Source organism: Spirosoma sp. KUDC1026 (assembly GCF_013375035.1).
Taxonomy (GTDB): domain Bacteria; phylum Bacteroidota; class Bacteroidia; order Cytophagales; family Spirosomataceae; genus Spirosoma.
Genome location: NZ_CP056032.1, coordinates 1,320,278 through 1,347,024 on the forward strand (window position 1 = coordinate 1,320,278; position 26,747 = coordinate 1,347,024).

At 51.9% G+C, this 26,747-nt stretch carries 16 protein-coding genes; 12 read left to right on the forward strand and 4 right to left on the reverse strand.

What is annotated here, in order from left to right; all coding sequences use genetic code 11:
- The first annotated feature begins 22 nt into the window (after positions 1-22).
- From HU175_RS05615 to HU175_RS05655, 9 genes are all read left to right on the forward strand, one after another.
- Entirely contained in the window at positions 23-1,609 is a 1,587-nt protein-coding gene (locus tag HU175_RS05615) for a SusD/RagB family nutrient-binding outer membrane lipoprotein (RefSeq protein WP_176565653.1), read from the forward strand.
- Positions 1,610-1,689: 80 nt separating this feature from the next.
- Entirely contained in the window at positions 1,690-5,019 is a 3,330-nt protein-coding gene (locus HU175_RS05620) for a VCBS repeat-containing protein (RefSeq protein WP_176565654.1), read from the forward strand.
- 7 nt (positions 5,020-5,026) lie between these two features.
- The gene (locus HU175_RS05625; RefSeq protein WP_176565655.1) at positions 5,027-6,394 is read left to right on the forward strand and encodes a vanadium-dependent haloperoxidase; all 1,368 of its coding nucleotides are present in this window, start codon (positions 5,027-5,029) and stop codon (positions 6,392-6,394) included.
- Positions 6,395-6,574: 180 nt separating this feature from the next.
- Positions 6,575-7,786, forward strand: coding sequence for an ROK family protein (locus tag HU175_RS05630; protein ID WP_176565656.1), 1,212 nt, complete (start codon positions 6,575-6,577; stop codon positions 7,784-7,786).
- Between the two features lie 36 nt (positions 7,787-7,822).
- A complete protein-coding gene (locus tag HU175_RS05635) occupies positions 7,823-10,102 on the forward strand; it encodes a GH92 family glycosyl hydrolase (RefSeq protein WP_176569135.1) in 2,280 nt (759 codons plus the stop codon).
- A gap of 111 nt (positions 10,103-10,213) precedes the next feature.
- Positions 10,214-11,644, forward strand: a complete 1,431-nt coding sequence (locus tag HU175_RS05640; RefSeq protein WP_176565657.1) for an alpha-L-fucosidase — start codon at positions 10,214-10,216, stop codon at positions 11,642-11,644.
- Between the two features lie 2 nt (positions 11,645-11,646).
- Positions 11,647-13,527 (forward strand): hypothetical protein, encoded by a 1,881-nt coding sequence (locus HU175_RS05645; protein WP_176565658.1) that lies wholly within the window; start codon positions 11,647-11,649, stop codon positions 13,525-13,527.
- A gap of 30 nt (positions 13,528-13,557) precedes the next feature.
- A complete protein-coding gene (locus HU175_RS05650) occupies positions 13,558-15,840 on the forward strand; it encodes a GH92 family glycosyl hydrolase (RefSeq protein WP_176565659.1) in 2,283 nt (760 codons plus the stop codon).
- Between the two features lie 199 nt (positions 15,841-16,039).
- Entirely contained in the window at positions 16,040-18,670 is a 2,631-nt protein-coding gene (locus HU175_RS05655; protein ID WP_176565660.1) for a glycoside hydrolase family 2 protein, read from the forward strand.
- 99 nt (positions 18,671-18,769) lie between these two features.
- Here the strand turns inward: HU175_RS05655 and HU175_RS05660 are convergent, their stop codons facing one another.
- A complete protein-coding gene (locus tag HU175_RS05660; protein ID WP_176565661.1) occupies positions 18,770-20,017 on the reverse strand; it encodes an MFS transporter in 1,248 nt (415 codons plus the stop codon).
- Positions 20,018-20,707: 690 nt separating this feature from the next.
- Between HU175_RS05660 and HU175_RS05665 the strand changes: the two genes are divergently transcribed.
- A complete protein-coding gene (locus tag HU175_RS05665; RefSeq protein WP_176565662.1) occupies positions 20,708-21,370 on the forward strand; it encodes a Shedu anti-phage system protein SduA domain-containing protein in 663 nt (220 codons plus the stop codon).
- Between the two features lie 257 nt (positions 21,371-21,627).
- Here HU175_RS05665 and HU175_RS05670 read toward each other — a convergent pair whose 3' ends face one another.
- Entirely contained in the window at positions 21,628-22,410 is a 783-nt protein-coding gene (locus HU175_RS05670; protein WP_176565663.1) for a hypothetical protein, read from the reverse strand.
- A 265-nt stretch (positions 22,411-22,675) separates the two neighbouring features.
- Here HU175_RS05670 and HU175_RS05675 point away from each other — a divergent pair, with 265 nt between their 5' ends.
- Positions 22,676-24,091 carry a hypothetical protein gene (locus HU175_RS05675; protein WP_176565664.1) on the forward strand — a complete coding sequence of 472 codons (1,416 nt, stop codon included), beginning with the start codon at positions 22,676-22,678 and terminating at the stop codon, positions 24,089-24,091.
- 594 nt (positions 24,092-24,685) lie between these two features.
- The gene (locus tag HU175_RS05680; protein ID WP_176565665.1) at positions 24,686-25,177 is read left to right on the forward strand and encodes a hypothetical protein; all 492 of its coding nucleotides are present in this window, start codon (positions 24,686-24,688) and stop codon (positions 25,175-25,177) included.
- 464 nt (positions 25,178-25,641) lie between these two features.
- Here HU175_RS05680 and HU175_RS05685 read toward each other — a convergent pair whose 3' ends face one another.
- Together HU175_RS05685 and HU175_RS05690 are read right to left on the reverse strand one after the other, a co-directional pair.
- Positions 25,642-25,998 carry a DUF5615 family PIN-like protein gene (locus HU175_RS05685; protein ID WP_176565666.1) on the reverse strand — a complete coding sequence of 119 codons (357 nt, stop codon included), beginning with the start codon at positions 25,996-25,998 and terminating at the stop codon, positions 25,642-25,644.
- Between the two features lie 6 nt (positions 25,999-26,004).
- The gene (locus HU175_RS05690; RefSeq protein ID WP_317167794.1) at positions 26,005-26,250 is read right to left on the reverse strand and encodes a DUF433 domain-containing protein; all 246 of its coding nucleotides are present in this window, start codon (positions 26,248-26,250) and stop codon (positions 26,005-26,007) included.
- Between the last annotated feature and the right edge of the window lie 497 nt (positions 26,251-26,747).

Genomic DNA, 26,747 nt, shown 5'->3' on the forward strand with positions numbered 1-26,747 from the left:
CACCGCTTTTAACGACTTAACTATGTTACGTTACTTTAAGAAAAATAGACTTTCAGCACTGGCAACCGTCCTGACGGCCGGGCTGATGCTGTCGTCCTGCGATAAGGGGTTTGAAGAACTCAACACGAACCCTAATGCGCTTACCTCACCCGTTATTCCAAACCTGCTGTCGTACAGCATCGTGAAAACGGCGGGTACGGGTTTTGAAAACCACCGGGGTAACCTAATCTACGCCGGCGCTATTGTGCAGCACTTTGCGTCGCTGCAGACTTACTGGTCAGGTGATAAGTATCTGTACAGTTCAGAATATTCTGGCGCTTACTTCGAAACGGCGTACGGCGAACACGTGAAGAACGTAGAGCAGATCATTGCGCTGACGAAAGACGACGCTACGCAGTCGAACCTGTATAACGTGGCTCGTATCTGGCGCGTGTTTGTATACCACCGGATTACAGATCTGTATGGTGATATTCCTTACTCGGAAGCGGGTAAAGGCTACCTGAACAATATCTATACGCCGAAATACGACAAGCAGCAGGATATCTACGCTGATATGCTGAACGAGCTGGATCTGGCGGCTGCTGCCCTGGATGCCAACAAAACGGGCTACGGTGCTGCTGACGTTATTTACGCCGGCGATCTGACGAAGTGGAAGAAGTTTGCCTACTCGATGATGCTACGGCTGGGTATGCGTCTGACGAAAGTCGATGCGGCTAAAGCTGAAACCTACGTGAAGAAGGCTATCGCTAGTGGTGTCATGACGAGCAACGCCGACATCGCGAAAGTGGTGCACGCTGAAGGGAACGACAACACCCGGAACCTGGATGGCAACACCCTGCGTACGCAGGAGTACGATGCTGCCAACCTGCGGGGCCGGGCGAACAGCAAACTGAGCCGGACGTTTGTTAACTTCCTGAAGAACAACAACGATCCACGTCTGCCCTTCATCGCTACGCTGTGGCAGGGTAACGCTAACCCCGCGCAGGAAGCAACGGCTACGGACCCGGCTAAGCAAAAAGGCTTGCCGAACGGCTACGACGCACAGACGATCCGCCAGGCTATTCCCGGCTGGGGAACGACGGACTCGCTGTCGCTGTATTCCGAAGCGAACCTGAACAAAATCGCTAGTAATGCGGCACCAACCGTGTTCCAGAGCTATGCTGAAGTTGAGTACCTGCTGGCCGAAGCGGCTCTGCGGGGCTGGGGCGATGGCCAGGCGGCTTCGCACTACAACAAAGGTGTGACGGCAGCTATGAACATGATGTCGCTGTACGGCGGCACGGTTACCCCCGCTGCGATCACGGCTTACCTGACGGCTCACCCTTACGTGGCAACGGGGACACAGGCGCAGCAGATGGAGCAGATCGGTACGCAGTACTGGGCGGTTAACTTTCTGAACTCGTACGAAGCCTATGCGAACTGGCGTCGGACGGGTTACCCAACCCTGACTCCTACGAACTATGTGGGTAACGAAACGAACGGTGTTATTCCCCGCCGTCTGCGGTATCCATCAACAGAGGGTAGTAAGAACGCGGCTCAGTACAACGCAGCTATTGCCGTACAGGGTCCTGACCTGTTCACTACTCGTATCTGGTGGGATAAGCAGTAAGGTTCTCAGTTAATCTACGTAAATTACGGGTTAATGGACGGTTCACTGCGACGGTTCATTAACCCGTAACTCTTTTTTAGATGCGTATCATTAGTTCCTCATATTATTCGCTCCAATACCTGTTCCGGTTGCTTAGCCTGACTGCATGCCTGGCTCCGTTCGGAGCAATGGCTCAGTTTACGCGGCTCAGCGCCGAACAGACAGGGGTTCAGTTTACCAATAAGCTGGTTGAAACGGAGGAACAGAATGTACTGGCGTACGAATATTTCTACAACGGGGGTGGAGTCGCCGTTGGTGATCTGAACAACGACGGCAAACCCGATCTCTATTTCACGGGCAATATGACGCCCGACCGGCTGTACCTCAACGACGGCAACCTGCATTTCACGGACGTATCGTCGTCAGCGGGAATCGGTCGGGGGCCGGGCTGGAAAACGGGCGTTACGCTGGTCGACATTAACCGGGATGGCTGGCTTGATATTTACGTCTGCTACTCGGGCAATGGCGACGCAGCCGTTCACCGGAACCGACTTTACATCAACAATCACCTCAACAAGAAGGGCCAGCTAACCTTCAGCGAACAGGCGGCCCAGTATGGACTGGACTCACCGGCCCACAGTACCCAGGCGGTCTTTTTCGATTATGACAAAGACGGTGATCTGGATTGCTTTCTCCTCAACCATAACATCAAAGATTTTAAACGATTCGACGCGGCCCTCACGAAGGCGCTACGCGACGAATTTGCCGGCGATAAACTCTTCCGCAACGACAACAATACGTTTGTCGATGTGAGCGAAGCCGCCGGTATAAAAGGCAACCCCATTGGTTTTGGCCTGGGAGTGGCCGTGGCCGACATCAACCGCGATGGGTGGCCGGATCTCTACGTATCGAACGATTACATCGAGCAGGATTATTTCTACCTGAACGACGGCAAAGGCCATTTCATCGACCAGCTCGACAAGGCCATTGGTCACCTGAGTTACTTCTCCATGGGTAACGAAGTGATTGATATGAACAACGACGGCTGGCCCGATATTTTTACGCTCGACATGCTGCCCGAGGACAACCGGCGGCAGAAACTGCTCTACGGACCTGAGAACTACGAGACGTATCAGAATATGCTGCGGAATGGCTTCTCGCACCAGCTGATGCGGAACATGCTGCAGCTCAACAACGGCAATACGGGTCAGAAAACGGCGGGTATAAACATACCGACCTTCAGCGAAATCGGGCAGCTGGCGGGTATTTCCAATACCGACTGGAGCTGGACGCCCCTCGTCGCCGATTTCGATAACGATGGCTGGAAAGACCTGTTCGTAACCAACGGTTACCTCCGCGACTATACCAACATGGACTTCATGAAGTATTACGCGGACGCCCGGCTCAAGGAATCGCAGGGCAACCCGACGGCCATGATGGACATTCTGAAACAGATGCCTTCAACGGCCACCAAGAACTACATCTTCCGCAACTCCGGTAAGCTGACCTTCGACAATAAAGTCAAGGACTGGGGTTTCGATCAGGATATGCTGTCAAACGGGGCCGTAGCCGCTGATCTGGACGGCGATGGCGATCTGGAAATCATCACCAACAACATCAATGTACCGGCTTCCATCTACCGGAACGATAACCCGCAGCAGCACTACCTGACGGTACAGTTGGGCGAAAATTCCAGTGTGTTGGCTACTAACGCCAAAGTCTGGGTGTACGCGGGTAGCATGCTCCAGTATCAGGAGTTCGTGCCATCGCGCGGGTTTCAGTCGGGAACCTATATGCCCCTGCATTTCGGCCTGGGCAAACAGACTGGCATCGACAGTGTTCGCGTAGTCTGGTCTGATAATAAAACGCAGCTGCTCCGGAACGTAACGGTTGATCAGCAGTTGACGCTCCGGCCCAAAGACGCGAAAGAAACCTACCGCTATGTAACGGCCACAGCCCCACTCTTTACGGAGATAGAAAAAGATACAGCACTGTACCGACACAAAGAGGATGTCTACAACGATTTCAAACGTCAGCCACTGATGCCGAACATGCTCTCCAACCAGGGACCGCACCTGGCGCAGGCCGACATCAATGGCGATGGATTTATCGATCTGTACATGCCCGGCGCCAAAGGACAATCGGGTTCGCTTCTTCTGGGACAGGCAAACGGGGGCTGGCAACCAACCGAACAGGCTGCTTTTACGGCCGACAAAATGAGCGAAGATACGGATGCGCTGTTCTTCGATGCCGACGGCGATGGCGACCAGGATCTGTACGTCGTGAGTGGCGGGTACGCGTATCTGCCCGACGATCTGCTCCTCCGGGATCGACTCTATCTGAACGACGGTAAAGGCAACTTCACCCGCTCGACCGAGGGACTGCCCGGCGACCGGGGCAGCGATGCCTGCGTCGTGGCACTCGACGTGGACAAAGACGGCGACAAAGATCTGTTCATTGGCGGACGCGTAATTCCCGGTCGTTATCCGGAGCCCGCCAGCAGCCGACTCCTGCTCAACGACGGTACGGGTAAGTTCATCGACAATACGGCCCAGTGGGCACCCTTCCTGAACAAAATCGGCATGGTAACCGACGCCGTAGCGATGGATATGGACAAAGATGGCTGGGAAGACCTTGTCCTCGTCGGCGAATGGATGCCTGTCACCTTACTCAAGAACGAGCAAGGTAAAGCATTCACTCATTCGCTCATTCACTCATTCGCCAAAGGATGGTGGAACCGCGTTGAAAAAGCGGACCTGGACGGCGATGGCGATGAGGACTTGGTGTTGGGCAATTTCGGTAAGAACTGTCAGATGAAGCCGTCCGACAAAGAACCTGTACGGGTAACCTACGGCGACTTTGACCAGAACGAATCCGTCGACCCCTTTCTGACCTACTATATTCAAGGGAAAGAGTACCCCCTGGCTACCCGCGACGAAGCCCTGAATCAGATGTATTCCCTCCGCCGGAAGTTTACCACGTATGGCGCCTACTCGGAAGCGAGTCTGGGGCAGATACTAACGCCGGAGCAGCTCAAACAGGCCGATACCCTGCAGGCTACGCAGTTTGCATCGGGCATTCTTGAGAACAAAGGGAACGGTAGTTTCGACTGGCACGAACTGCCCGTAGAGGCCCAGTTTGCGCCCGTTTATGCCATTGCGTTTCTTGACGTAGACAAGGATGGGAAGAAAGACCTGCTACTGGGGGGAAATCAGTTGAACACCCGCATCAAGATCGGGAAAATGGACGCCAATTACGGCCAGGTTTTCCATAACGATGGCAATTGCCAGTTCAGCTACGTGCCGCAGGCCAAATCCGGATTCACGGTAAAGGGCGACGTACGCGACATTCTGGTACTTGGCGAAGGGACTAAACAACAGATTCTGTTCGGTCGGAACAACGGAACGATTCAACTTTACCGACGAAACTAAACATACGATGAAACGGTTTGGGCTGCTTTTTCTGCTATACTGTCTGACGCTCCGGGGGCTCATCGCCCAGCCGGAGGGGGCGTCGGCAACGCTGGCCTATACTAAAGCGCTGAAGCAACTGACCGATGTCATGGTAACGGACGTAACAGGCCCCTGTGGTGCCGCCCGCTATTACGCCTACGCCAACCTGGCAGCCTACGAGCTGATGTACCGCCAGCAAAAACCGGCGGGCTACGTACCGCTGGCAGGTTTGTTGCGCGATTACTCACTGCCCGCACCGAAGAGCACCGATCCCAAAATCGACGTTGAGTTCGGAACGCAGTATATCCTGCTGCGAATGGGCGAGGAGTTACTACCATCGGGCTACATTCTCGAAGAACACCGCAATCAACTGATCAGCGACAGCCGCGACAAACGTCACCTCAGTCCGGCCCTGCTTGATCAGACCCGCGCTTACGCCGATAGCCTGGTGAAAACGCTGGTTCGGTACGCGGCCAAAGATGGCTACGTAAAAACCAGCGGCTATGTGCGCTATACCCCCTCCGACAAGCCGGGTTCGTGGCAGCCAACGCCACCCGCTTATTCGGAAGCCTACGAGCCTTATTGGGCCGTGGTACGGCCATTTCTGCTCGACAGCGCTGCGCAGTTCCAGCCCGCTCGCCCCGTAGCCTACAGCGAAGAAAAAGACTCTGATTTTTATCGCCTGGCCAACGAAGTGTACGACACTAGCCGGACCCTGACCGCCGACCAGCGGCACATTGCCAACTTCTGGGACTGTAACCCTTTCTTCCTGAACCAGAAAGGCCACGTTAGTTTCGGGACTAAAAAAATCTCACCCAGTGGTCACTGGATGGGCATTACCAGTCTGGTCAGCGTCCAGCAAAACCTGTCGCTGGCCGAAACCGTTCGCTGGCATGCGCTGGTAGGACTGGCAATGGCTGATGCGTTCATCTCCTGCTGGAACGAAAAATACAATAGCGACCGGATTCGGCCGGAAACGTACATCAATCAGCACATTGACCGAACCTGGCGGCCCATGCTGCAAACCCCGCCTTTCCCGGAGTACACCAGCGGTCACAGCGTTATGTCGCAGGCGGTCGCCACCGTATTAACGGCACTGGCAGGAGAGCCGATTGGCTATACCGACACAATCGAAGTGGAATTTGGCGTCCCGGCCCGGACGTATCGATCCTTTACCCATGCCGCCCGCGAGGCTGCTATTTCCCGGCTGTACGGCGGGATTCACTTTCGCGACTCGATTGACCAGGGCGTCTGGCAGGGAGAACAGGTAGGCCAGTTTGTGCTGAAAAAGCTGGGTCTGTCGGCGAAAACTACGCCAGCCGGAAAGAAAAGTAAGCGATTGGGCGAACGATGAGTAGTAAGTCGCTCATTCATGGTCTTTTAAGAGAAATACTTAACCTAAAAGCAGATCGCAGAGCAAGAATTGCGATTCTACGCATAAAAAAAGTGAGTTGTTATCAGATACCTAGCCCTTTTCACTATACCCCATGCATGGATCATACCGATCTGACTGGCGGGGAGTAAACCAATTGTCATGCAGGATAATGTTGTCATCTCCGTCATCGATACGAAGAAGAACAAACTTAAACGGAATATTATTGCCGAACTCTACCGAGCTGAATCACGGACAATTGCTCAACTGGCGAATACGTTGCACAGCAGCGTACCATCCATCACGGCCCTGATCGAAGAGCTGAACGTATCGAAATGGGTTCGGGGCATCGGTACGGGAACGGCCCAGTTTGGCCGTAAGCCCTCTCTGTTTGCCCTTAACCCCAACTGCTACGTTACCATCGTCGTCGATGTCAATGTGCACGACACAAAATTGATGGTATTCAACCTGAAAAATCAGGTTGTGCACCGGATGGATCTGAACTTGCGGTTGGGCGAGTCTCTACAGCTAATTGATAACCTGCGTGAACCGCTGGAACAACTGGCAGATTATGTCCGGCAGGAAGATCGGGTGGTCGTTGGGATTGGAGCAACCATGCCGGGGCTGGTCAACCCCATGCTCAGCCTGAACCACACGTACCCCGAGTTGAGTTTGCCCGGTCAGTCGCTGAGTCTGCTCATCGCGTCGCTGTTTGACGCACCGATCTATTTCATCAACGATACGAAAGCGACCATCCTAGGCGAGCACCATTTCGGACTGGCGCAGGGTAAGAAGCACGTACTATCGATCAATATCGACTGGGGGATCGGACTGGGTGTTATTATCAATGGCGAGATTCTGCAGGGGATGGCGGGGTTTGCCGGTGAGTTGGGCCACATCCAGATGAAAACCGACGGAGAGCTGTGTTTCTGCGGCAAAGTAGGCTGTCTGGAAACGCTGGCATCCGCATCGGCGCTGATTCGGCGGGCAAAAGCCGGACTCACGCAGGGGCGGGTGTCGCTGCTGGCCGAAGAAGGGCCTGAGAACGTAACGATTGAAATGATCATTGCCAAAGCCAACGTTGGCGATGCGTTCTGCATCGACCTGCTGAGCGACGTCGGCAACGAGTTAGGGCGTGGACTGGCAACGGCTGTGCACCTGTTCAACCCGGAACTGATCATTGTTAACGGTGTCCTGGCGCGGGCGGCCAAAGCCATTACGCGCCCCATCGAGCAGGCACTGGATAAATACTGTCTGCTCAACTACCGTGATAACCTGACCATTGAACTGTCGGAACTAGGCGAAATGGCGAAACTCTACGGCACCCAGGCCTATGTCCTGCAAAACCTGCTTGAATACGAACAAATCCCCTAATTTATCTAACAAGTGAAGATTTCATTTCTCAACGCTATGACACTGGCCGCGGGCCTGCTGGCTTCCGTGTCTCAAACGAGTGCCCAGCAAGTTGACCGAATAGATGATCCGGTCGAATGGGTGAACCCGCTAATGGGTAGCGATTCGAAACCCAGTCTGTCGAACGGCAATACGTATCCAGCCATCACTATGCCCTGGGGCATGAACACCTGGATGCCACAAACCGGTAAGATGGGCAGCGGCTGGGCCTACACTTACGCTGCGGATAAAATTCGCGGATTTAAACAGACGCACCAGCCCTCACCCTGGATGAATGACTATGGTCAGTTCTCCATCATGCCTACTACGGGTAAGCTGAAACCCAGAGAAGACGACCGGGCCAGCTGGTTCTCGCACAAAGCTGAAGTTGCCAAGCCCTATTACTACAGCGTTTACCTGGCCGATCACGACGTAACGACCGAGATTGCGCCTACCGAACGGGCTGCCCGGTTCCGGTTTACGTTTCCCCAAACGGACAGCGCGTTCGTCATCATCGATGCGTTCGACAAAGGCTCGTTTGTTAAGATCATTCCCGGTCAGAACAAAATCGTTGGCTACACGACTCGCAACAGCGGTGGCGTACCACAAAACTTCAAGAACTACTTTGTTATCCAGTTCGACCGACCTTTCGCCCGGACGGCTGTCTGGAGCGATTCGCTGATTGCGAGCCAGCAGATGGAGCTGACTAATAATCACGCCGGAGCCATCGTCGGCTTTAAAACCCGTAAGGGCGAGCAGGTACAGGCGCGGGTGGCTTCGTCGTTCATCAGTCTCGAACAGGCCGAACGCAACCTGGGCGAGATCGGTAACGATAATTTCGAAACGGTTAAAGAAAAGGCCAAGCAGGCTTGGAACACCGAACTGAAACGGGTAGCCGTTGAAGGTGGCTCGGTGGAGCAGATGCAGACGTTCTACTCCTGCCTGTATCGTTCGTTACAGTTCCCCCGCAAGTTTTACGAGATGGACGCCAGCAACAAGGTTGTCCACTACAGTCCGTTTAACGGGCAGACGTTGCCGGGATATATGTTCACGGATACGGGTTTCTGGGATACGTTCCGGGCACTGTTCCCGTTTCTGAACATGATGTACCCGACGTTGAACAGCCACATTCAGGAAGGTTTGGTCAATACGTACAAAGAAAGCGGCTGGCTGCCCGAGTGGGCAAGCCCCGGTCACCGGCCCGTCATGATTGGATCGAACTCGGCGTCGATCGTGGCGGATGCCTACCTGAAAGGCGCTCGTGGCTACGATATCAACACCCTGTACGAAGCCGTGTTGAAAAACTCGGAAAATGCCGGCCCTATGTCGACGCTGGGTCGGGCTGGAGTAGACTACTATAACAAACTGGGCTACGTTCCGTACGACGTAAAAATCAACGAGAACGCGGCCCGAACGCTGGAGTACGCCTACGACGACTTCACGATCTACCAACTCGCCAAAGCCCTGAAACGCCCTCAGGCGGAGATTGACCGCTTTGCCAAACGCAGCCAGAACTACCGCAACCTGTTCGATCCTGAACACAAACTGATGCGCGGCAAAAACAAGGATGGTCAGTTCCAGAAACCATTCAATCCGTTCAAGTGGGGGGACGCGTTTACAGAAGGCAACAGCTGGCACTACACCTGGTCGGTTTTCCACGATGTGGAGGGCCTTATTGGCCTGATGGGCGGCCGGAAATCGTTCGTCGGTATGCTGGATTCGGTGTTTGTCGTACCGCCGATCTTTGACGATTCGTACTATGGCTCGGTCATTCACGAAATCCGCGAGATGCAGATCATGAACATGGGCAACTACGCCCACGGCAACCAGCCGATTCAGCACATGACCTACCTGTACAACTTTGCGGGCGAGCCCTGGAAAACGCAGTACTGGGTCCGCGACGTGATGAACCGGCTTTACAAACCCACGCCAGATGGCTACTGTGGGGATGAGGATAACGGACAGACCTCGGTTTGGTATGTGTTCTCGGCGCTCGGTTTCTACCCCGTTTGTCCGGCAACGGATCAGTATGTAATCGGGACACCCCTGTTCAAAAAAGCTACGCTGAGCCTGGAAAACGGCAAAAAGCTGGTGATCAACGCTCCGGACAACAGCGATCAGAACCGCTACGTTGGTAAACTGAAGCTGAACGGGAAGAACTACGAAAAAAACTGGCTGAGCCACGCTGAGCTGCTGCAGGGTGGCAAGCTGGAGTTCAAAATGGTTGACGAACCAAACAAAGAACGGGGTACGCAACCCGCCGATTTCCCCTATTCGTTCTCGACAGAAAAGCGGTAACTGCCTGCTAGTATAATCTCGCCGTTGGCAGTGCCGCGCGTTCCTGATCGGAAGCCTGGCGCTGCCAACGGCGATTGTTTTAACGACGCATTTCTTTATTCAATAAGTTCTATGAATCGTACCTACCTAACGCTCGTTGCGGCCCTGACGCTGGCCTTACCCAGCTTCGGTCAACAACACTCGGAACAAAACCACAGCAAATACGTCTGGCCGAAAGATGCCCCGGTGAAGGAGAAACTCGATCAGTGGCAGGATAAAAAATTCGGTCTGCTTATGCATTGGGGCACCTATAGCCAGTGGGGGATCGTCGAATCCTGGTCGCTCTGTCCCGAAGATGAGGGCTGGTGCGAACGTCGGGGACCGTACTCGGCCAACTATTACGATTACAAACGGGCCTACGAGAATATCCGCACCGAGTTTAATCCCGTCAAATTCAATCCCGAACGCTGGGCCGAAGCCGCGAAAAAGGGCGGAATGAAATACATGGTCTTCACGACCAAGCACCACGACGGCTTCTGCATGTTCGACACGAAGCTGACGGATTACAAAATTACCGACCCAAAAACAGCCTTCGCCAAGAACCCACGCAGCAACATCACGAAAGAAGTGCTGGACGCGTTCCGAAAGCAGGATTTCATGGTTGGTACGTACTTCTCGAAACCCGACTGGCACATCGACAGCTATTGGAAACCGTACTGGCCCGCCAAAGATCGGAACGTGAACTACGACCCGAAAAAATACCCCGACGAGTGGAAGAAGTTTGCCGACTTCACCAACGGGCAGATTCAGGAGCTAATGACCGACTATGGCAAGGTGGACATTCTGTGGCTCGACGGCGGCTGGGTCCGGCCGTTCAACACCATCGACTCGACCATCAGCTGGCAGCGGTCGATCCCGTACAACCAGGATATCGATATGGCCCGGATTGCGCGTGAAGCCCGGCAGAAGCAACCCGGTTTGCTGGTGGTGGACCGGACGGTAACGGGCGAGTACGAAAACTACGTAACGCCCGAGCACCAGATTCCGGATCACTACATGCCCATCCCCTGGGAAACCTGCATGACGATGGGCGACAGCTGGTCGTACATTCCGAAAGAGAACTTTAAATCGTCGCGTAAGCTGGTACAGATTCTGGTCGACATTGTGGCCAAAAACGGCAACCTGCTGCTGAATGTAGCCCCCAGCCCCGAAGGCGACTGGCACGACGAAGCCTACAGTCGTCTGGCTGAAATCGGCAAATGGCTCGACGTGAACGGCGAGTCGATTTACGGCACGAAACCGCTGGCACCCTACCGCCAGGACAAGTGGGCGTTCACCAAAAAAGGAGACGTTACCTACGTATCGTACCTGCCTGCCGAAGGCGAGAATCAATTACCTGCCAACGTAACAGTACCAATAGCGCCCGGTAAAACGCTGACGCTGCTGGGCACCAAACCCAGCCTGAAATGGAAGAAAGCGGGCAACGGCGCTACGGTGGCCATTCCCGAAGCCGTGCGGAAACAGCTCACCAACCAGCCCGTCTGGGTCTTTAAACTGAGCTAGTCATGCGAAGATTAGCCATTTCTTTTTTGCTGACAGTGTCCGTCTTTGCCAGCTACGCGCAGACGGGCAGTCCGGCCGAACCGGTACGGTACATTGGTGGCGAAACCGTTGACCCGACCCTGCACGAAGGGCGGCTTCGGTATGCCATCGGCGTGGAGAACCGTCAGACATTGCGGGCCAACCGAACCCACCCGGAACAGGCGGAGGACTACGGATGGACCTACAACCATGCGTCGAACCTGTGTTACTGGAACGGACGATTCTATCAGCAGTACCTGAGCAACCCCGCCGATGAACACGTAGCACCGGGGCAGACGCTGCTCGTTACGTCGGAAGATGGGCGGCACTGGAATAAACCGCAGGTGGTGTTTCCGCCGTACAAAGCCCCGGCGGGGGTGACAATTCCCGAAGGGTATAAGGGCTACATGATGCACCAGCGCATGGGTTTCTACGTAGCGCCGGACGGGCGTCTGCTGGTGCTGGCGTTCTACGGCCATACCGATGACCCGTTTGGGAAAGGCGGCATTGGCCGGGTGGTGCGCGAAATGCACAAAGACGGTACGTATGGTCCGATCTACTTCATCCGTTACAGCAGCTACAACGACTGGGACGAGACCAATACGAGCTATCCGTTCTACAAAAAATCGACGGATGCCGGGTTTGTGAAAGCCTGCGACGCCCTGCTGGCCGACAAGCTGATGACGTTTCAGTGGTGGGATGAAGACAGCGGCAAAGACGGTTTCTACGGCGACAACAAAGCTGGTCAGGCCCTGTCGTACTACCATCGCAAGGACGGTCAGGTAGTGGCGCTCTGGAAAAAGTCGCTGACGGGACTTTCAGCGGACGGAGGTAAGACATTCTCGGCGCCGGTGAAAGTGCCCACGCTGCTCATGTCGGGCGGAAAGGTGTGGGGGCAGAAAACCGACGACGGACGTTACGCCATTTCGTACAATCCCATCGAAACGACGCAGTACCGCTATCCGCTGGCGATTATCACGGGCGACGATGGTGTCATTTTCGACAACCTGCTGGTCGTGCAGGGCGAACTACCACCCCGGCGCTTTACGGGCCGCTGGAAGGATTTTGGCCCCTGCTACATGCGCGGCATCGTGGAAGGAAACGGTAACCCGCCCGGCACGGATATGTGGATGACCTACAGCATGAACAAGGAGGACATGTGGGTAGCCCGGATTCCGACGCCAGTTCGGTACGCCGTAACGGGACCTGTTCGGGATGATTTCGATAAACTGACGCCCGACGGCATCGTGCCCGACTGGAACATCTACGCACCCAAATGGGCACCCGTTACGCTGGTAAGCTCGCCGAGCGTCGCCACGCCCGGCGTGGATTCGCCCGCTGGCTCAGGCAACTGCCTCGAACTGCGCGATACCGATCCGTACGACTACGCCCGGGCCATTCGGGTATTTGAAGAAGGCAGTCGCGCAACGGCGGAGTTGCGCGTTTTTGCAGACCCGAAGAATACCGGCGAACTGGAGATTGACCTGACCGATCGGTACGGGAATCGCCCGGTGCGGCTGCGTTTCGACAAACAGTATCAACTCGTGGCAACTGATGGCGGCACCGAAAAAGTAGTGCAGACGTATCAGCCGGGGCAGTGGTACACGATTTCGCTGACGGTCGATGCCCGTCCAGACGGGAAATTCGATCTGGCCATCAACGGCAAGAAAGCGCTGACCGGGGCCAAACTGGCCGAAGCCGTGAAATCCGTCGAACGCCTGTCGTTACGGACCGGGCCTTACCGAAATCTGCCCAACCGGCAGACGCCGAACGAAACCAACGATCCTCCGTTGGCGGGGGCCGACGAACAGGCAAGCCCAACCATTTTTTACGTGGACGACGTCCGGCTGAAAGCCAGCCGGTAATCGCTACGACAGTGCTTTATTCCAACTAGTATGCGTTTACAATCATCCAATTCATTCATCCGCAGCCTGCTCCTCTGGGGCAGTGCTGCGCTGCTGATGCAACCGCTGGTTAGTACGGCCCAGGTTCGTAAACCAACCGGCCTGACCCGTCACGTCGACCCCTTTATCGGGACGGGCTTCCACGGGCACGTGTTCATGGGGGCCAACGTACCCTTCGGAGCCGTCCAACTCGGTCCAACGCAGATGTCGACGGGCTGGGACTGGTGTTCGGGCTACCATTATTCGGATTCGCTGATTGTGGGTTTCGCCCATACGCACCTGAACGGTACCGGCATCGGCGATCTGGGTGACGTCCTGCTGATGCCCACCACCGGGCCGGTTAAACTAACCCGCGGTACGATCAAAGACAGTAAAAGTGGCTACGCGTCCCGGTTCTCGCATACCGACGAAACCGCACAGCCGGGCTATTATGGTGTGAAGCTGCAACGGTACAACATCGACGTAGCACTCACGGCTACCCAGCGCGTTGGCTTACACCAATACACGTTTCCACAAAGCAGTGACGCACACATCATCCTTGATCTGGGCGAGGGCGTGGGTGACCGGCCTACGGATACCTATCTGGAAAAGCTCAACGACTCCACACTGGTAGGATACCGGTATTCCAAAGGCTGGGCACCCGATCAGCGGCTATATTTCGCGGCCGTTTTCGCCAAACCGATCAGTAAACTTGATCTTTACAATGACCAGACGCTGGTTTCTGGTGCGTCGGTGAAGGGCGTTCGGGTGAAAGGCGTGGTGAGTTTCGCGACCAAAGCCAACGAGAAAGTACTGGTGAAAGTGGGAATCTCACCCGTCAGCTCGGTCAATGCCCTGGCCAATATCCGGGCCGAACTGCCGCACTGGAACTTTGGCAAAGTAGCCGCCGACGCCGATGCGACCTGGAACAACGAACTGGGCAAAGTGACGGTGAAGACCGACAACCGCGACCGGCTCAAGATTTTCTACACGGCCCTGTTCCACACGCTGGTAGCGCCCTCGCTGTTCAACGACCACAACGGCGACTACCGGGGTACGGACAAGCAGGTGTATGCTAAAGCGCCCTTCAACAACCTGACGACCTTTTCGCTCTGGGATACGTACCGGGGGGCTAATCCGCTCTTTACGCTGACCCAGCCCGAGCGCGTAGGTGATATGGTCAACTCGATGCTGGCGATCTGCGATCAGCAGGGAAAACTGCCCATCTGGCACCTGGTTGGTAACGAAACGAACACCATGCCTGGCAACAGCTCATTCCCCATTATTGCTGATGCCATTCTGAAAGGCATTGGCGGATTCGACGTAAACCGGGCATTTGACGCCATGAAAAAGAGCGCCATGCTCGACGTACGTGGGCTTGAATTCGTAAAAGAGCGGGGTTACATTCCGGGCGATAGTCTGGTTGAGAGTGTGGCGCAGGGGATGGAATACGCCATTGACGACTGGGCGGTGGCGCAGGTCGCGAAGAAACTGGGTAAGCAGGCCGATTACGAGTACTTCAGCAAGCGCGGCAAGGCGTATCAATACTACTTTGATCCGGAGACGCGCTTCGTACGCGGTCGCCTGTCGGATACCGAGCGTCGGACTCCGTTCAGCCCGTTTGTGTCGCGGCACATGAAAGACGATTTCGCCGAGGGTAATCCCTGGCAGTATACCTGGCTGGTGCCGCAGGATGTCGAAGGGCTCATTGGTCTGATGGGGGGCGAGAAAGCGTTTACCCTGAAGCTTGATTCGCTCTTTACGGCCAAAGGCGACATGGGCAACGAAGCATCCAACGACATTACGGGCCTGATTGGTCAGTATGCCCACGGCAACGAGCCAAGCCACCACATTACGTATTTGTACGGCTACGTCGGTCAGCCCTGGAAAACAGCGGAGAAAGTGCGCTTCATTCTCGACAGTATGTACACTACCCGACCTGACGGCCTGATTGGCAACGAAGACGTGGGCCAGATGTCGGCCTGGTACGTCCTGTCGTCGTTAGGTTTCTACCCGGTGAATCCGGCCAATGGCGCGTACGTATTTGGTAGTCCGGTCTTCGACGAAGCTACATTGCGTTTACCAGGTGGCAAGTCGTTCCGGATGCGGACAAAAGGGAACAGCGCCAAGAACCGCTACATCAAGAGCATGATGCTGAACGGTAAACCCTACACGAAATCGTACCTGCTTCACCGGACCATCCAGAACGGAGGAGACTTGGTTATTGATATGGGTGACAAACCCAGTCCAACCTGGGGAACCGCCCCCGCCGACCGCGCGAAGTCGGTATATTAAAGTGAGAGAAAAGAAGAAAGACGGGGAAGAAGATTTTGTTATCCCGACCGAAGGAGGGATCTCAGAGTATCCTATCCTGAGAGTCAGGACGTTTTAAGATCCCTCCTTCGGTCGGGATGACAAAAAAAAGTTCTTTAGTCTCACGTCTTGTCTCGTTTTCTCCCCCCAATCCAACTAGAATTTTACAACCTGAACGTAAATGAATCGTCTTACTTACCAACTAGCTGCACTGTTGCTGGTCATTTCGACCTGGGCGTACGGGCAGACGCAGTACGAACTCAACTCGGGCTGGCAATGCAGTCCCATCGGCAAAACAAAGGATCAGGGAACTGCTATTTCGGTACCATCCTACGCACTGACCGGCTGGCAGCCCGCCGTTGTACCCGGTACGGTGCTGACTACCATGCTCGCCAACAAGCAAGTGCCGGACCCGTTCTACGGCATGAACAACAACAAGATTCCGGACATTTTCAACACCGGCCGGGATTACTACACCTACTGGTTCGTCAAGGATTTCCAGGAAAGCAACAAAGCGGGTGAGCAGGTGTGGCTGAACTTCCGGGGTATCAACTACAGCTGTGATGTGTTTCTGAACGGTCACAAACTAAACAGCAAGCCCTACACGGGTATGTTCCTGCGAAAATCGTTCAACGTCACGCCCTTTCTGCAGAAAGATGGTAAGAACCGGCTGGCCGTTATCGTGTACCCACCCGATCCGGTAGGGAATCCCAACGGTGGTCAAGGTGGCGATGGTACCATTGCCCGTAACGTCGCGCATCAGTACGTCGCGGGCTGGGACTGGATTCAGCCGATCCGCGACCGGAACACGGGAATCTGGGATAAGGTGACCATCGAAAAAACGGGGGCTGTGAACGTAAAGAACCCACACGTGGTCACCAGCGTACCGGGCATCCGGCAACCGGAAGGCGCTCAAAAAACGGCCACCGTTACGGTGTCGGCCGAGCTGGAGAATGCGTCGGCAACGAAGCAGGAGGGGACGCTTACATACACGATGAACGGGCAGACCGTTACGAAAAAAGTAAGCCTGCCCCCACGTACCACGACCACGATTGAGTTGCCCGTGCTGACCGTTGCCAATCCGAAACTGTGGTGGCCAAGCGGTTACGGGGAGCAGCACCTGTACCCCGCATCAGTAAAATTCCAGACCGGCGCGAAAACTGTTTCGGACGAGGAAAAGCTGATTGTTGGCATACGCGAGATTCAGACGGAGTGGAACACCACGACCCGTAGTCGTCAGATTCTGGTCAACGGACAAAAGGTGTTTATCAAAGGGGCCAACTGGATCATTTCCGACGCCATGCTGCGGTTTACCCCCGAGCGCTACGATGCCGAAATGCGGTACCACCGCGACATGAACCTGAACCTGATTCGGATCTGGGGCGGTGCGCTGACGGAGCGGCCCGAGTTTTACCAGGCCTGCGACAAATATGGGCTGCTGGTGATGCAGGACTTCTGGGGTTCGGGCGACTGCAACGGGCGCTGGGTCGACCCGATGAAGAAAGACGATCAGTGGACGCGCCGGAAATACCCGGACGATCATTCCCTGTTTCTGACCTCGGCGGCTGACCAGATCAAGATGATTCGGAACCACGCGTCGCTGGCGATGTGGTGCGGTGGCAACGAGATTACCCTGCCGCAGGACATCATGAATCCGTTACGTGATTCGATCCTGCCTAAACTCGACGGCACCCGCTGGTTTATCGACTACTCGAACTCCGACGAAATGTCGTATAACTTTCTGGGTGGCAACGGCGATGGTCCATACGGCATTCAGCCGATCAGCAAGTTCTGGTCGTACCGAACCTGGCCGTTCAACTCAGAAGTTGGCTCGGTCGGGGTGAGCGATTATACCTCGCTGGAGCGGTTTATTCCGAAAGAGAACATGGTCGTGCCGGTCTTCAAGAATAACAAGAGCGAGGTGGACTCCGTCTGGGATTATCACAAGTACATTGGCTACGATGCGTCTATCGATCCCTACGGCAAAGCCAAGGACGTGCGCGATTTTGCGAAAAAAGCCCAGCTTGTCAACTACGACCAGTACCGCGCCCTGATGGAAGGGTTCAGTTCGCACATGTGGGACTGGTACACCGGCACCATCATCTGGAAAACGCAGAACCCCTGGACGGCCATGCGCGGCCAGATGTACGACTACTACCTTGACCCCAACGCCGGGCTGTACGGTCTGCACAGTGGCAGCGAGCCGCTGCACATCATGTACAACCCCATCGACAGCATGGTGATGGTGGTGAACAATACGTTCAAGTTCCACCGCGATATGATGATGGTCGTGAAGCTGTACGACATGGACGGCAAGGAAACGACCCTGACGCAGGTGTTCTCGGAGATTGGGCCGTCATTGGTTCGGCCGTACGTCCCCATTGGCCGGGCGCTGAAGCAACTGACTAAAGACAAAGGCGGCTTCCTGGTGCTCCAACTGCTCGACCTCGACAAGAAACCCATCAGCGAAAACACGTACTGGCTGCCCGACGCGAAAGGTGAACATTCGGGGCTGCAGCAGATAGCGAAAGCGCCCCTGCAACTGAAAGCTCGGCAGGCGGGTAAGGGAAAGGTAGAAGTGACGCTGACGAACCCTGCCGGTGGCCCCGTTGCGTTCTTCAACCGACTGTCGCTGGTCGACAGCCAGACAAAAACGCGGTTGCTGCCTGTGTTCTACAGTGATAACTACGTAACGGTAGCGCCCGGTCAGCAGAAAACCATCACGATGGAGTATACCCCAACCACCAGCGGTACGACAATGGTCTCGCTGGAAGGCTGGAACGTAGCCGACCAGTTTGTTCCCGTGAACTAACGCAGCCGGATTTAAGCAAACGTATACAGCGTACCGTTCTGAATTCTTCGGGGCGGTACGTCTGTTTTGTGGGAGTCAGGGAAAAAAGGCCGGCCTGGCTCAGGCGCGTTCGCCCTGTTCTGGTGCTGTCGTCACCTGCGGCTGTCGTTCGAACCGCCACGCCTGCCAGGCTACAGCAGCCATGCACAAGCCGAACCAGAGGTAAGGCAGTCGAAGGTCGACCAGCGAGAGCAGGCCAAAAATCAGCGTTGTAACGAAATTGGCGAATCCCTGCATGGCCTGGTTTATACCAAAAACTTCGCCCCGGTCGTCGTCCGTCGTCCGCTGCGCCATCAACCCTTCGATCAGACCCTGAATCAGCGAGAGCGTAAAGCAGTCAATTGCAACCACGACGTACAGCGCGACCACCGATTTCCCGACCAGGCCATACGCAACCAGAGTAGGGGCTCCCAGCAGAGCAAACCAGAAGATAGCGCGTACCTGGTTGATGTGGTCGGCAATGCGGGCGTAGAACACGTAGCTGATCACGATGCTCAACGCCCCGAAAAACATGAAAAAATAGGAAATGCCTTTCGCGTCTAGGTGCAGCTCGCCCAGACTGACAAAAGCTACCATGTAGTTGTAGTACCCCGTACTGAGCGTAAGTGCCAGTTGCATCAGTACGAGCTGCTGCAGACCCGGGTGTTTTTGGTTTTTACCGACCAGGCGCATCCAGAGCAGGTGAACATTGAGCGCCTGAACTAATTCCTGTTTCAGCGTAGTGGTGTCAACACCGGGTGGGTTCGCGTGCGTTTCTTTCAGGAGCCAGCTCAGCAGAATATTGACGCTGGAGAGCAGGACGGCCATCAGCGCCACGGCCTTGGCCTGTTCACCCTCGACAATATTCAGGGTAGTCAGCAGCAGGCCCGACGCGGCCGGACCAATGACAAAACCCAGGGAAATAATGGCCCCTTCGATACCCAGATTGCGGAACAGCTGGTCTTTGGGCGAAATGTCGGTGATGGCCGATCGAACGGTTGCGTACATGCCGTTGGTTACGCCATCGCTGAGCCGATTGGCAAAGTAATAACCAACCCGAACGGGCAACAGAAAACAGTCGGCGAGGAACGTACCAATGGCCGAAACAATGAAAATTGGACGTCGACCGTACCCATCCGACAGCTTACCCAGTAACGGCGCCGAGAACAACTGCATCCCTAGAAACAACGCCGTACCTACCGCCAGCCACAATTGAGGGCGCTCCATCCCCTTGACAAACTCCGGCAAAATGGGCCCCACCGCCGATCCGACAATGACATCGATAAGAATAATGGCGTAAATAAGCAGCAGACGGCGGTCGCGAAACATAGACTATAGAGACGTGACCTGATTAACACACGAACGTAGCCCCAATGTTCAGCGCGTAGACGTATTTAGCCTGTCTGGAAAGCCGCCCAGTAATCTGTAGCCGGGCTATGCCGCCGGAGCAGTAAGCGAAGCTGCGACAGGCTGAGAAAGCGGTTCTTTAAGCATGTACCCCTCGGTGTAGGTTTCATCACGAGTCGACACCGGTTTTAGCGGCCCCGTGAGTCAATGTAAAACAGGTATTTATCAGCCCAAAGAAATAGTTCGGATAGCCGTCAATGTCCTAGCACCGGATAATCAATTCAGGGTCAACAACCGTTCTGTTCATGACGTAAAAATGCGATTCTCGTTTGGAAACGATGACCCATTGGGTTTACTTTGAACGATAACCACAAGCCTACCAATTCAGTTGAGCATTAGACCTATCACGGAACTAAAAAATGCTCACAGTGAACGTTTTGTAGTTCCGCGACTTTGCGTATAATAATATGTTGGGTGATCCGGCTGAAGCATTAAAAAAGCCCGTGTGCGGTCGTCTGTATAACAACTTGTACGTCTCGCGACTGAGCAGTTTATGCTTATTAGGCAACTCCCTTTGACAGGCCAAACGCCTGAGCAAGTTAGCCTGACAAGTAGGGTAACTTACGGCTGACAGGGTAAGCACTAAATTAGTTTGGCGAGACGAAATTCTAAATGGAAAAAGAGGAAATTTTAGCGACTTGGGATTTAGAGAAATCGTGCAATGATCTTAATGTTGCGTTTGATGAGAACTCGGAATTGAAACTTTTAGCAACATTGAAGAACAATTCCTTCATGTTTTATGAGCTGTATAGCCGTAAATACGGTATTCAGCCAGTATTTCATGAAGTTAATTTTGGTGGCGGGCTTCGATGTGATTTTGCTTGGTTAAACGATAATTCTGACGGCCCTGAATGGGTGTTAGTAGAGATAGAAAAACCAAATATTGAACTCTTCACCAGAGATTATGAACCGACACAGAAACTCAATCATGCATTTGAGCAAGTAAAATCTTGGCGTAGATATTTCGATGAAAATCCTGCTGAAAAAAGAAGGATTTTTGGCGCGGTTGGTCGATTCAGATTTATTATAGTAGCAGGCCATACTGATATATGGAACTCAGATAAAGCTTCCAAATGGCGCATTGATAATAACAAAGAGACAGGAATCGAAATCAGAAGCTCAAATATTTTTTATCGAGCATTAAAGATTTTAGAAGATCATCCTGAAGAGCTGTGGAGCTTTGCTGAAAACCCAACAACGTTATCGCCTTCTACTTTACAAGATTACTGGTCGAACTACGACTATATGAACAAATGGAGACGACTTATAAATTAATTAGCCGCTCCGCGTGGAGTCGTTTCTCGTCGACAGGAAGCGCATCTCAGAAGTTAGGCTTTTTTGTTCGTTCAGTAGGTTTCATGTGACAATACAAACGCCCCTGTGGGATAAACAAATGCAAAACAACGAATCAAACTCAGGCAATCAAGGTCAACAGCAAGCCCCACCACCGACACCACAAACCATTCAACCGCAACCTGACAGGCAACGGGTTCGTGTTGATACAAGTCAACAGGAACAGAAAAGCGAGAAGTCTACGCAGACAGAGCGGAGATAACACCGTAAAGCAATAGTCCCAATAAAGGGAATCCGGCAAAAAGCCAAATTGCTAAACCAATACGCTTTAAACGAGGTGCATTGATAGAAAAGTTATGTTTAATTCTGAAGTCGTAGTTTAGCAGTTCAGAGTAGTAAACGTCTTTTAAGTGTAATTCTTCGTTTTCCTTCGTTTGTTCTTCAAAGGGGCTTTTAGTCAAAAGTAAACTGGGCAAACTGCCACTGGGCTGGTAATTATGCGGCAAAATATTTCTAATCAGCACCGCCAGAATGTAGTAGATATAGGCGCATAGAATTAGCACTGTCCCCAATTTTGGGCTGAACGAGCCGGAAAAATCATTGTTGGCAAAAAAATAGGCTGCCATTCCTGACAACAAGGCAACTGCCAATGTGATGAGCGTAATAGTTTTTGTAGTGGTCGCATCAAATGTTTTATGGCTATCATCCAATCGTTTGTCAGCTTGGCTAAACACAAATTTTAAGTGGTCAATTGAGTGAAAGTCGGCGTGTTCAACGCTAAAATGAGTGCTATCGGTTGCTGGCGACATGGAAAGCAAAGTTTTGGTTAACAGAGTGATTTTTACAACAGAACATTTGTCAAAATGGATAAGTGCGTTGTAGTCCGCTCCGCGTGGGCAGGTCACGGGCGACAGGAAGCAGGCCACGAGGTCAGCATTTTCAGCCCAACCGGCCATGTGTGTAAAAGCTCGTTCCTCGCCATCAACACATGGGGTCGTTGGGTGCATCACTAAAACGGGCATATAAGGTGGCTTTCGGTCGACAGAAGACCCGTCGAGATTAGGCGGGTCCAAGCTTTCAAGTTAAGCTTCCTGGTGACAAGGTAAACGCTTGACAAGGTGAGGTTTTGGTTTCAAGGTCTGGTACTCGACGACAGGGCAAACGACCTGGTGCAGAAGCGTAAAATACTTCAGCAATATAAAACGAGAAATGCGTATTTTGTATTAAAAGTAAGGCAATCTGCGAGTTAGTAGCAAGCATATCGCCACATAAAAAATAAAAGTTACAATGAGATACCCAGAAAGATTAATAGATAAATTGGACCAAGTTAAAGAAATTCATAACTCTTGGAAAAGTTCTATCCCATTTGATGATGTTGTAAAGTGGATTCTGCAATTTGACGCAGAAGATTATGATTTGGCCATTAGAATAATTGCTAATATTAACTTTCTCAATTTTGGTGATGTTAAAAATGCTTTGACAATTGCATATTCAAAACTTATTCGCAAATCAATTGAGAAAGGGACAAAAATAACTCATAAAAACACTCTCTTTGCAGGCCTTGGCAATAATGGAAAAAGTGGTTCAATGATAAGTTATCATTTCAGAGTAATCAATGAACTATCTGAAGAAAATTTCAACGAAAATGATGAATTGATAGAAACAGGTGATATTGAAAACATTGTTTTAATGGACGATATACTCTCAACAGGCTTTCAGGCTACAAAGGAAATTACAAAACTTACTGAAAAAGTAACACCATTTGGAGTAAAAAATATATTTCTATTGACAGTATGCGGAATGAAAGATGGAATTAGAAAAATTGAAGAAGAAACAAAAGCGTACACATTTTCAGCGATCGAATATTCAACTAAAGACACAGCTATAGATTTAGATGGTAGATTTTTTCAAGGATTGACATATGAAGAAAGGGAAAGATTAAAGTCACGAATTGAGTATTATGGAAAAATCGCCTACCCAAAACAACCTTTCGGGTTTGGACAAATTGGTGGATTAATTGCATTTGACTTCAATACACCAAATACGACATTGCCTATAATATGGAGCGACGCAAATTCTTGGATACCATTATTTAAACGAGCACGTAGAATTAACGGCATAAACTCTTACTATAAACAATTTGAAAAAGTAAAGAGGGACAAATCGCCAGCAGTTCAGACGACAGCTACCGAACTTTCTATTTATGTAGAAGGTAAAATGGAAGAAATATTATTCGACCTTTTAATACAAGAAAAGCAATTGCCTGAAAGAATTGGGTATGATAAAGTTAATATTATTGCTTTAGGTGGTGCTGTTATGTCAAAGAGCCTGATTTCTAAATTACAAAGTGAAATTCAAGAGCAAATATTTGTCTTTGAAGATGACCTTCATACAAAACAGATATTAAATAAAGAACATTACGAAAATTTAAAAATAGTACTTTTAAGACCTAATATTTTTGGCTTCTTTAAAATTAAAGAGATTATTAAATCAGAAAAATCAGACAAGCAATTAATTGAAGCAACACAAGGAATGGAGGTGACGGATAAACTATATTTTGATGTTGAGATGATTCTCATGAGAAAGGTTTCACCTATACAAAGGCAAAACTTACTAAAAGAGTATATCTCAAAATATTTTGACAATGAATCATACTCTGAATTTATCAAAGAGATTAAGGACAAACTTGGCAAAAAGGAATAAAATGTCACCTGCTAACATAGTACTGGTAATAGTGTGGCTGACAGTCCTAAACTCGACATTTATAATTCTACTTGGCATTTGTACAAATATTTGCCTGACGTTTTCCAAATGTCCTACCATCGACAATATGTAATTCGTTCGCTCTGAGTGGGCTGGCTTTTTGGCGACAGGAAGAAGGCCGCCAAGCTAGGCTGACAGCCCAACAAAGGCGAGGGTGAAAAGGATGACACTTAGTTCGTGGTTTGAAGTGGTTTCATCACCTATTAGCCCTCGTGTGGGCGTTGGGTGCGCCAGACAGGTCGAAAAGCGTGTTTGCAGGCTCCGTGCGACAACTTTCACGTCTCGACAGGCGAACTGTTTGGTTCGTTGGTCAGCTTCGGTTGATAAAGGGCATGCTTGAGTTAGGCCGCTTTTAGTGGCGCGGTTGACACGGGAAACGCCCTGATTAGGAAGCAAAAAGTGGGTTTAGAGCGTAGCGTGCGACACGAGAAGCGTCCCTATCAGGCGAGTTGAAGGAATAATTTTTTGGAACGTAGCAGAAAGCTTCGCGCGGGTCTTCAAGATGTTGGCGGCAACATGTAAATGTTTTTAAATATGACAGATGTTTACCCTGATTTTTGGTATAAACTGATTAGAAATTATAAGCAAAAACGATTGATAGATTTCGGTTTAACCATTCCCTATATACTGGGTGCCAATTCATTAATCGATGATTCTTTCCAATTAGATAAAGATAGCATTGAAACATTACTTGCAAACATTATAAATTCTGAATTGGATCAAGTTGCCGTGATTCAATTATGTCCGAATATTTATCAGTACGTTGTTGGTTTAGATCGTAAAGATTTTTGTATGCGTTATCTATCAAAAGAAACTTCATTCAGTAAATCTGACGGCGAAAAAACGCTTTATATTACACAAAATGCTTCAGGTTTAGGCAAGACAATCGAGATTGTCACTGAACGTTTAGTAACCGAATATAATCATTGCTTAGAGGAACAAAATTTTTCTTGGGATAACTTTAAACAACTTTGGCGACCGTTTAGCGACAATGAAAAAAAACTTATTATTAGTTCGTTAGATTAGGAATACCAACGTAAGAATCATTGTCCCACTGAATGCACTTCGTGCAAGGCAGCTTCCCGGTGACAGGAAGCTCGCCGGTGAGGAAAGCTGGCAGCCCAACCGCCACCGTGTTCGCACACGAACGAACCCAGAAGAACTGTCAAATTGCCTTTTTGAACGGTAATTGATTATCAATTGGTTGCAATTTAACAGTACATCCAGACAGGGGTGTAAAGGTCGAGAGTACGTTCGTAACTGTGAGTAACTTCTTCGCCATCAACCTTCGTGTTCGCTGGGTGAAAAAGACAGGCTAAAAGACAACGTAGTGGTCGAGCTTCGGTCGACAGTCAGCACGGTTCGACAGGATACTTTGGGCTTCCATTCGTGGGTCTCTGTTGACAGAGCAGACGCCCCGGTTAGGACGGTTTAGGTTCGTTGGCCAGTTTCGGTTGACACGTGAATCGCCCCAAGTGGGTCAGCTTTCATTAATAACTGATTAGTTGCTGCTGACTCACGACCAGCATACCGACATTTTGAGCTAACAATTCTTCCAGTAAAGCCCAGCGAGTTTCAAGAAAAGCGGTCAACTCCCGATTACGCATGTTGCCTAAGCGCAGATAAACCAACCGGGGCGGTGCCCCTTTGAGAAAAAACGCATCGGGAAAGTCGGAGTCTTTAGTCACAATAATACGATCATCTTGCAGAGCTATCTGGGAAATGTCTGCATCCTGCAACAGATGACCTTCGGGAAAGTGGGTCGTGTGAATGGCGTCCGCGCCCTTCCAGCGCAGATAAGTTGCCAGCATGGGCGGTAGCTGGGTATCGACCAGAAACTTGAACACGAGTGATTAAGACGCTAATGGCAACGCTACGATACTACGGGCGTTGGCAATATGAGCCGCATAGAGTAAAGCGGCTTGAATATCAGCTTCTTCCAGGTAAGGATAATCAGCTAAGATTTCTTGATGGGTCATACCCGCAGCCAGCAGTTCGAGCAGTTGGGCCACCGTGAAGCGCATATTGCGCAGGGTTGGCTTGCCTTGACTAACGGCGGGATTAAGTGTGACACGAGCCAGAAGATTTTCTTCCATCATGAATGAACGTTTCCACGAAGCTACAATTTTTTGGCTTTCTTTGCTATCTGTCGTTCATTGCGGTTTGTCGGGCGACAGGTTGCTCGCCCCTGGAGGAGAGGTGCAGCCCAACCGCTACCGTGTTTGCTCACGAACGAACCCAGAAGAACTGTCAAATTGCCTTTTTGAACGGTAATTGATTATCAATTGGTTGCAATTTAACAGTACATCCAGACAGGGGTGTAAAGGCAGGCAACTCGTTTATTGTTTGAAGCGGTCTCTGCAGCCATCGACCCCTAGCGGGGTTAGGTGGTCTTCAATGCAGTGCGCGTTCGGCGGCTTCATGCGACACCCCGCACTTGGTTGACAAGGCTAGCTTTGCTACGTTAGGTGGCTTCGGTTGACACCCCGCACTTTTCAGCAGGACAGCCAACCAGTCAGGTACGTTCCGTCCGATAGGCCCCGCTCCTCGATAACTCAACCGATCAGTAAACTGAATTGATCTTCATCGATTAGGT

What these genes read in the sequence shown, in the direction of transcription:
- HU175_RS05615 (WP_176565653.1), top strand. Translation starts at nt 23, where the DNA reads ATGTTACGTTACTTTAAGAAAAATAGACTTTCAGCACTGGCAACCGTC.
- HU175_RS05620 (WP_176565654.1), top strand. Translation starts at nt 1,690, where the DNA reads ATGCGTATCATTAGTTCCTCATATTATTCGCTCCAATACCTGTTCCGG.
- HU175_RS05625 (WP_176565655.1), top strand. Translation starts at nt 5,027, where the DNA reads ATGAAACGGTTTGGGCTGCTTTTTCTGCTATACTGTCTGACGCTCCGG.
- HU175_RS05630 (WP_176565656.1), top strand. Translation starts at nt 6,575, where the DNA reads ATGCAGGATAATGTTGTCATCTCCGTCATCGATACGAAGAAGAACAAA.
- HU175_RS05635 (WP_176569135.1), top strand. Translation starts at nt 7,823, where the DNA reads ATGACACTGGCCGCGGGCCTGCTGGCTTCCGTGTCTCAAACGAGTGCC.
- HU175_RS05640 (WP_176565657.1), top strand. Translation starts at nt 10,214, where the DNA reads ATGAATCGTACCTACCTAACGCTCGTTGCGGCCCTGACGCTGGCCTTA.
- HU175_RS05645 (WP_176565658.1), top strand. Translation starts at nt 11,647, where the DNA reads ATGCGAAGATTAGCCATTTCTTTTTTGCTGACAGTGTCCGTCTTTGCC.
- HU175_RS05650 (WP_176565659.1), top strand. Translation starts at nt 13,558, where the DNA reads ATGCGTTTACAATCATCCAATTCATTCATCCGCAGCCTGCTCCTCTGG.
- HU175_RS05655 (WP_176565660.1), top strand. Translation starts at nt 16,040, where the DNA reads ATGAATCGTCTTACTTACCAACTAGCTGCACTGTTGCTGGTCATTTCG.
- HU175_RS05660 (WP_176565661.1), bottom strand. Translation starts at nt 20,017, where the DNA reads ATGTTTCGCGACCGCCGTCTGCTGCTTATTTACGCCATTATTCTTATC.
- HU175_RS05665 (WP_176565662.1), top strand. Translation starts at nt 20,708, where the DNA reads ATGGAAAAAGAGGAAATTTTAGCGACTTGGGATTTAGAGAAATCGTGC.
- HU175_RS05670 (WP_176565663.1), bottom strand. Translation starts at nt 22,410, where the DNA reads ATGCCCGTTTTAGTGATGCACCCAACGACCCCATGTGTTGATGGCGAG.
- HU175_RS05675 (WP_176565664.1), top strand. Translation starts at nt 22,676, where the DNA reads ATGAGATACCCAGAAAGATTAATAGATAAATTGGACCAAGTTAAAGAA.
- HU175_RS05680 (WP_176565665.1), top strand. Translation starts at nt 24,686, where the DNA reads ATGACAGATGTTTACCCTGATTTTTGGTATAAACTGATTAGAAATTAT.
- HU175_RS05690 (WP_317167794.1), bottom strand. Translation starts at nt 26,250, where the DNA reads ATGATGGAAGAAAATCTTCTGGCTCGTGTCACACTTAATCCCGCCGTT.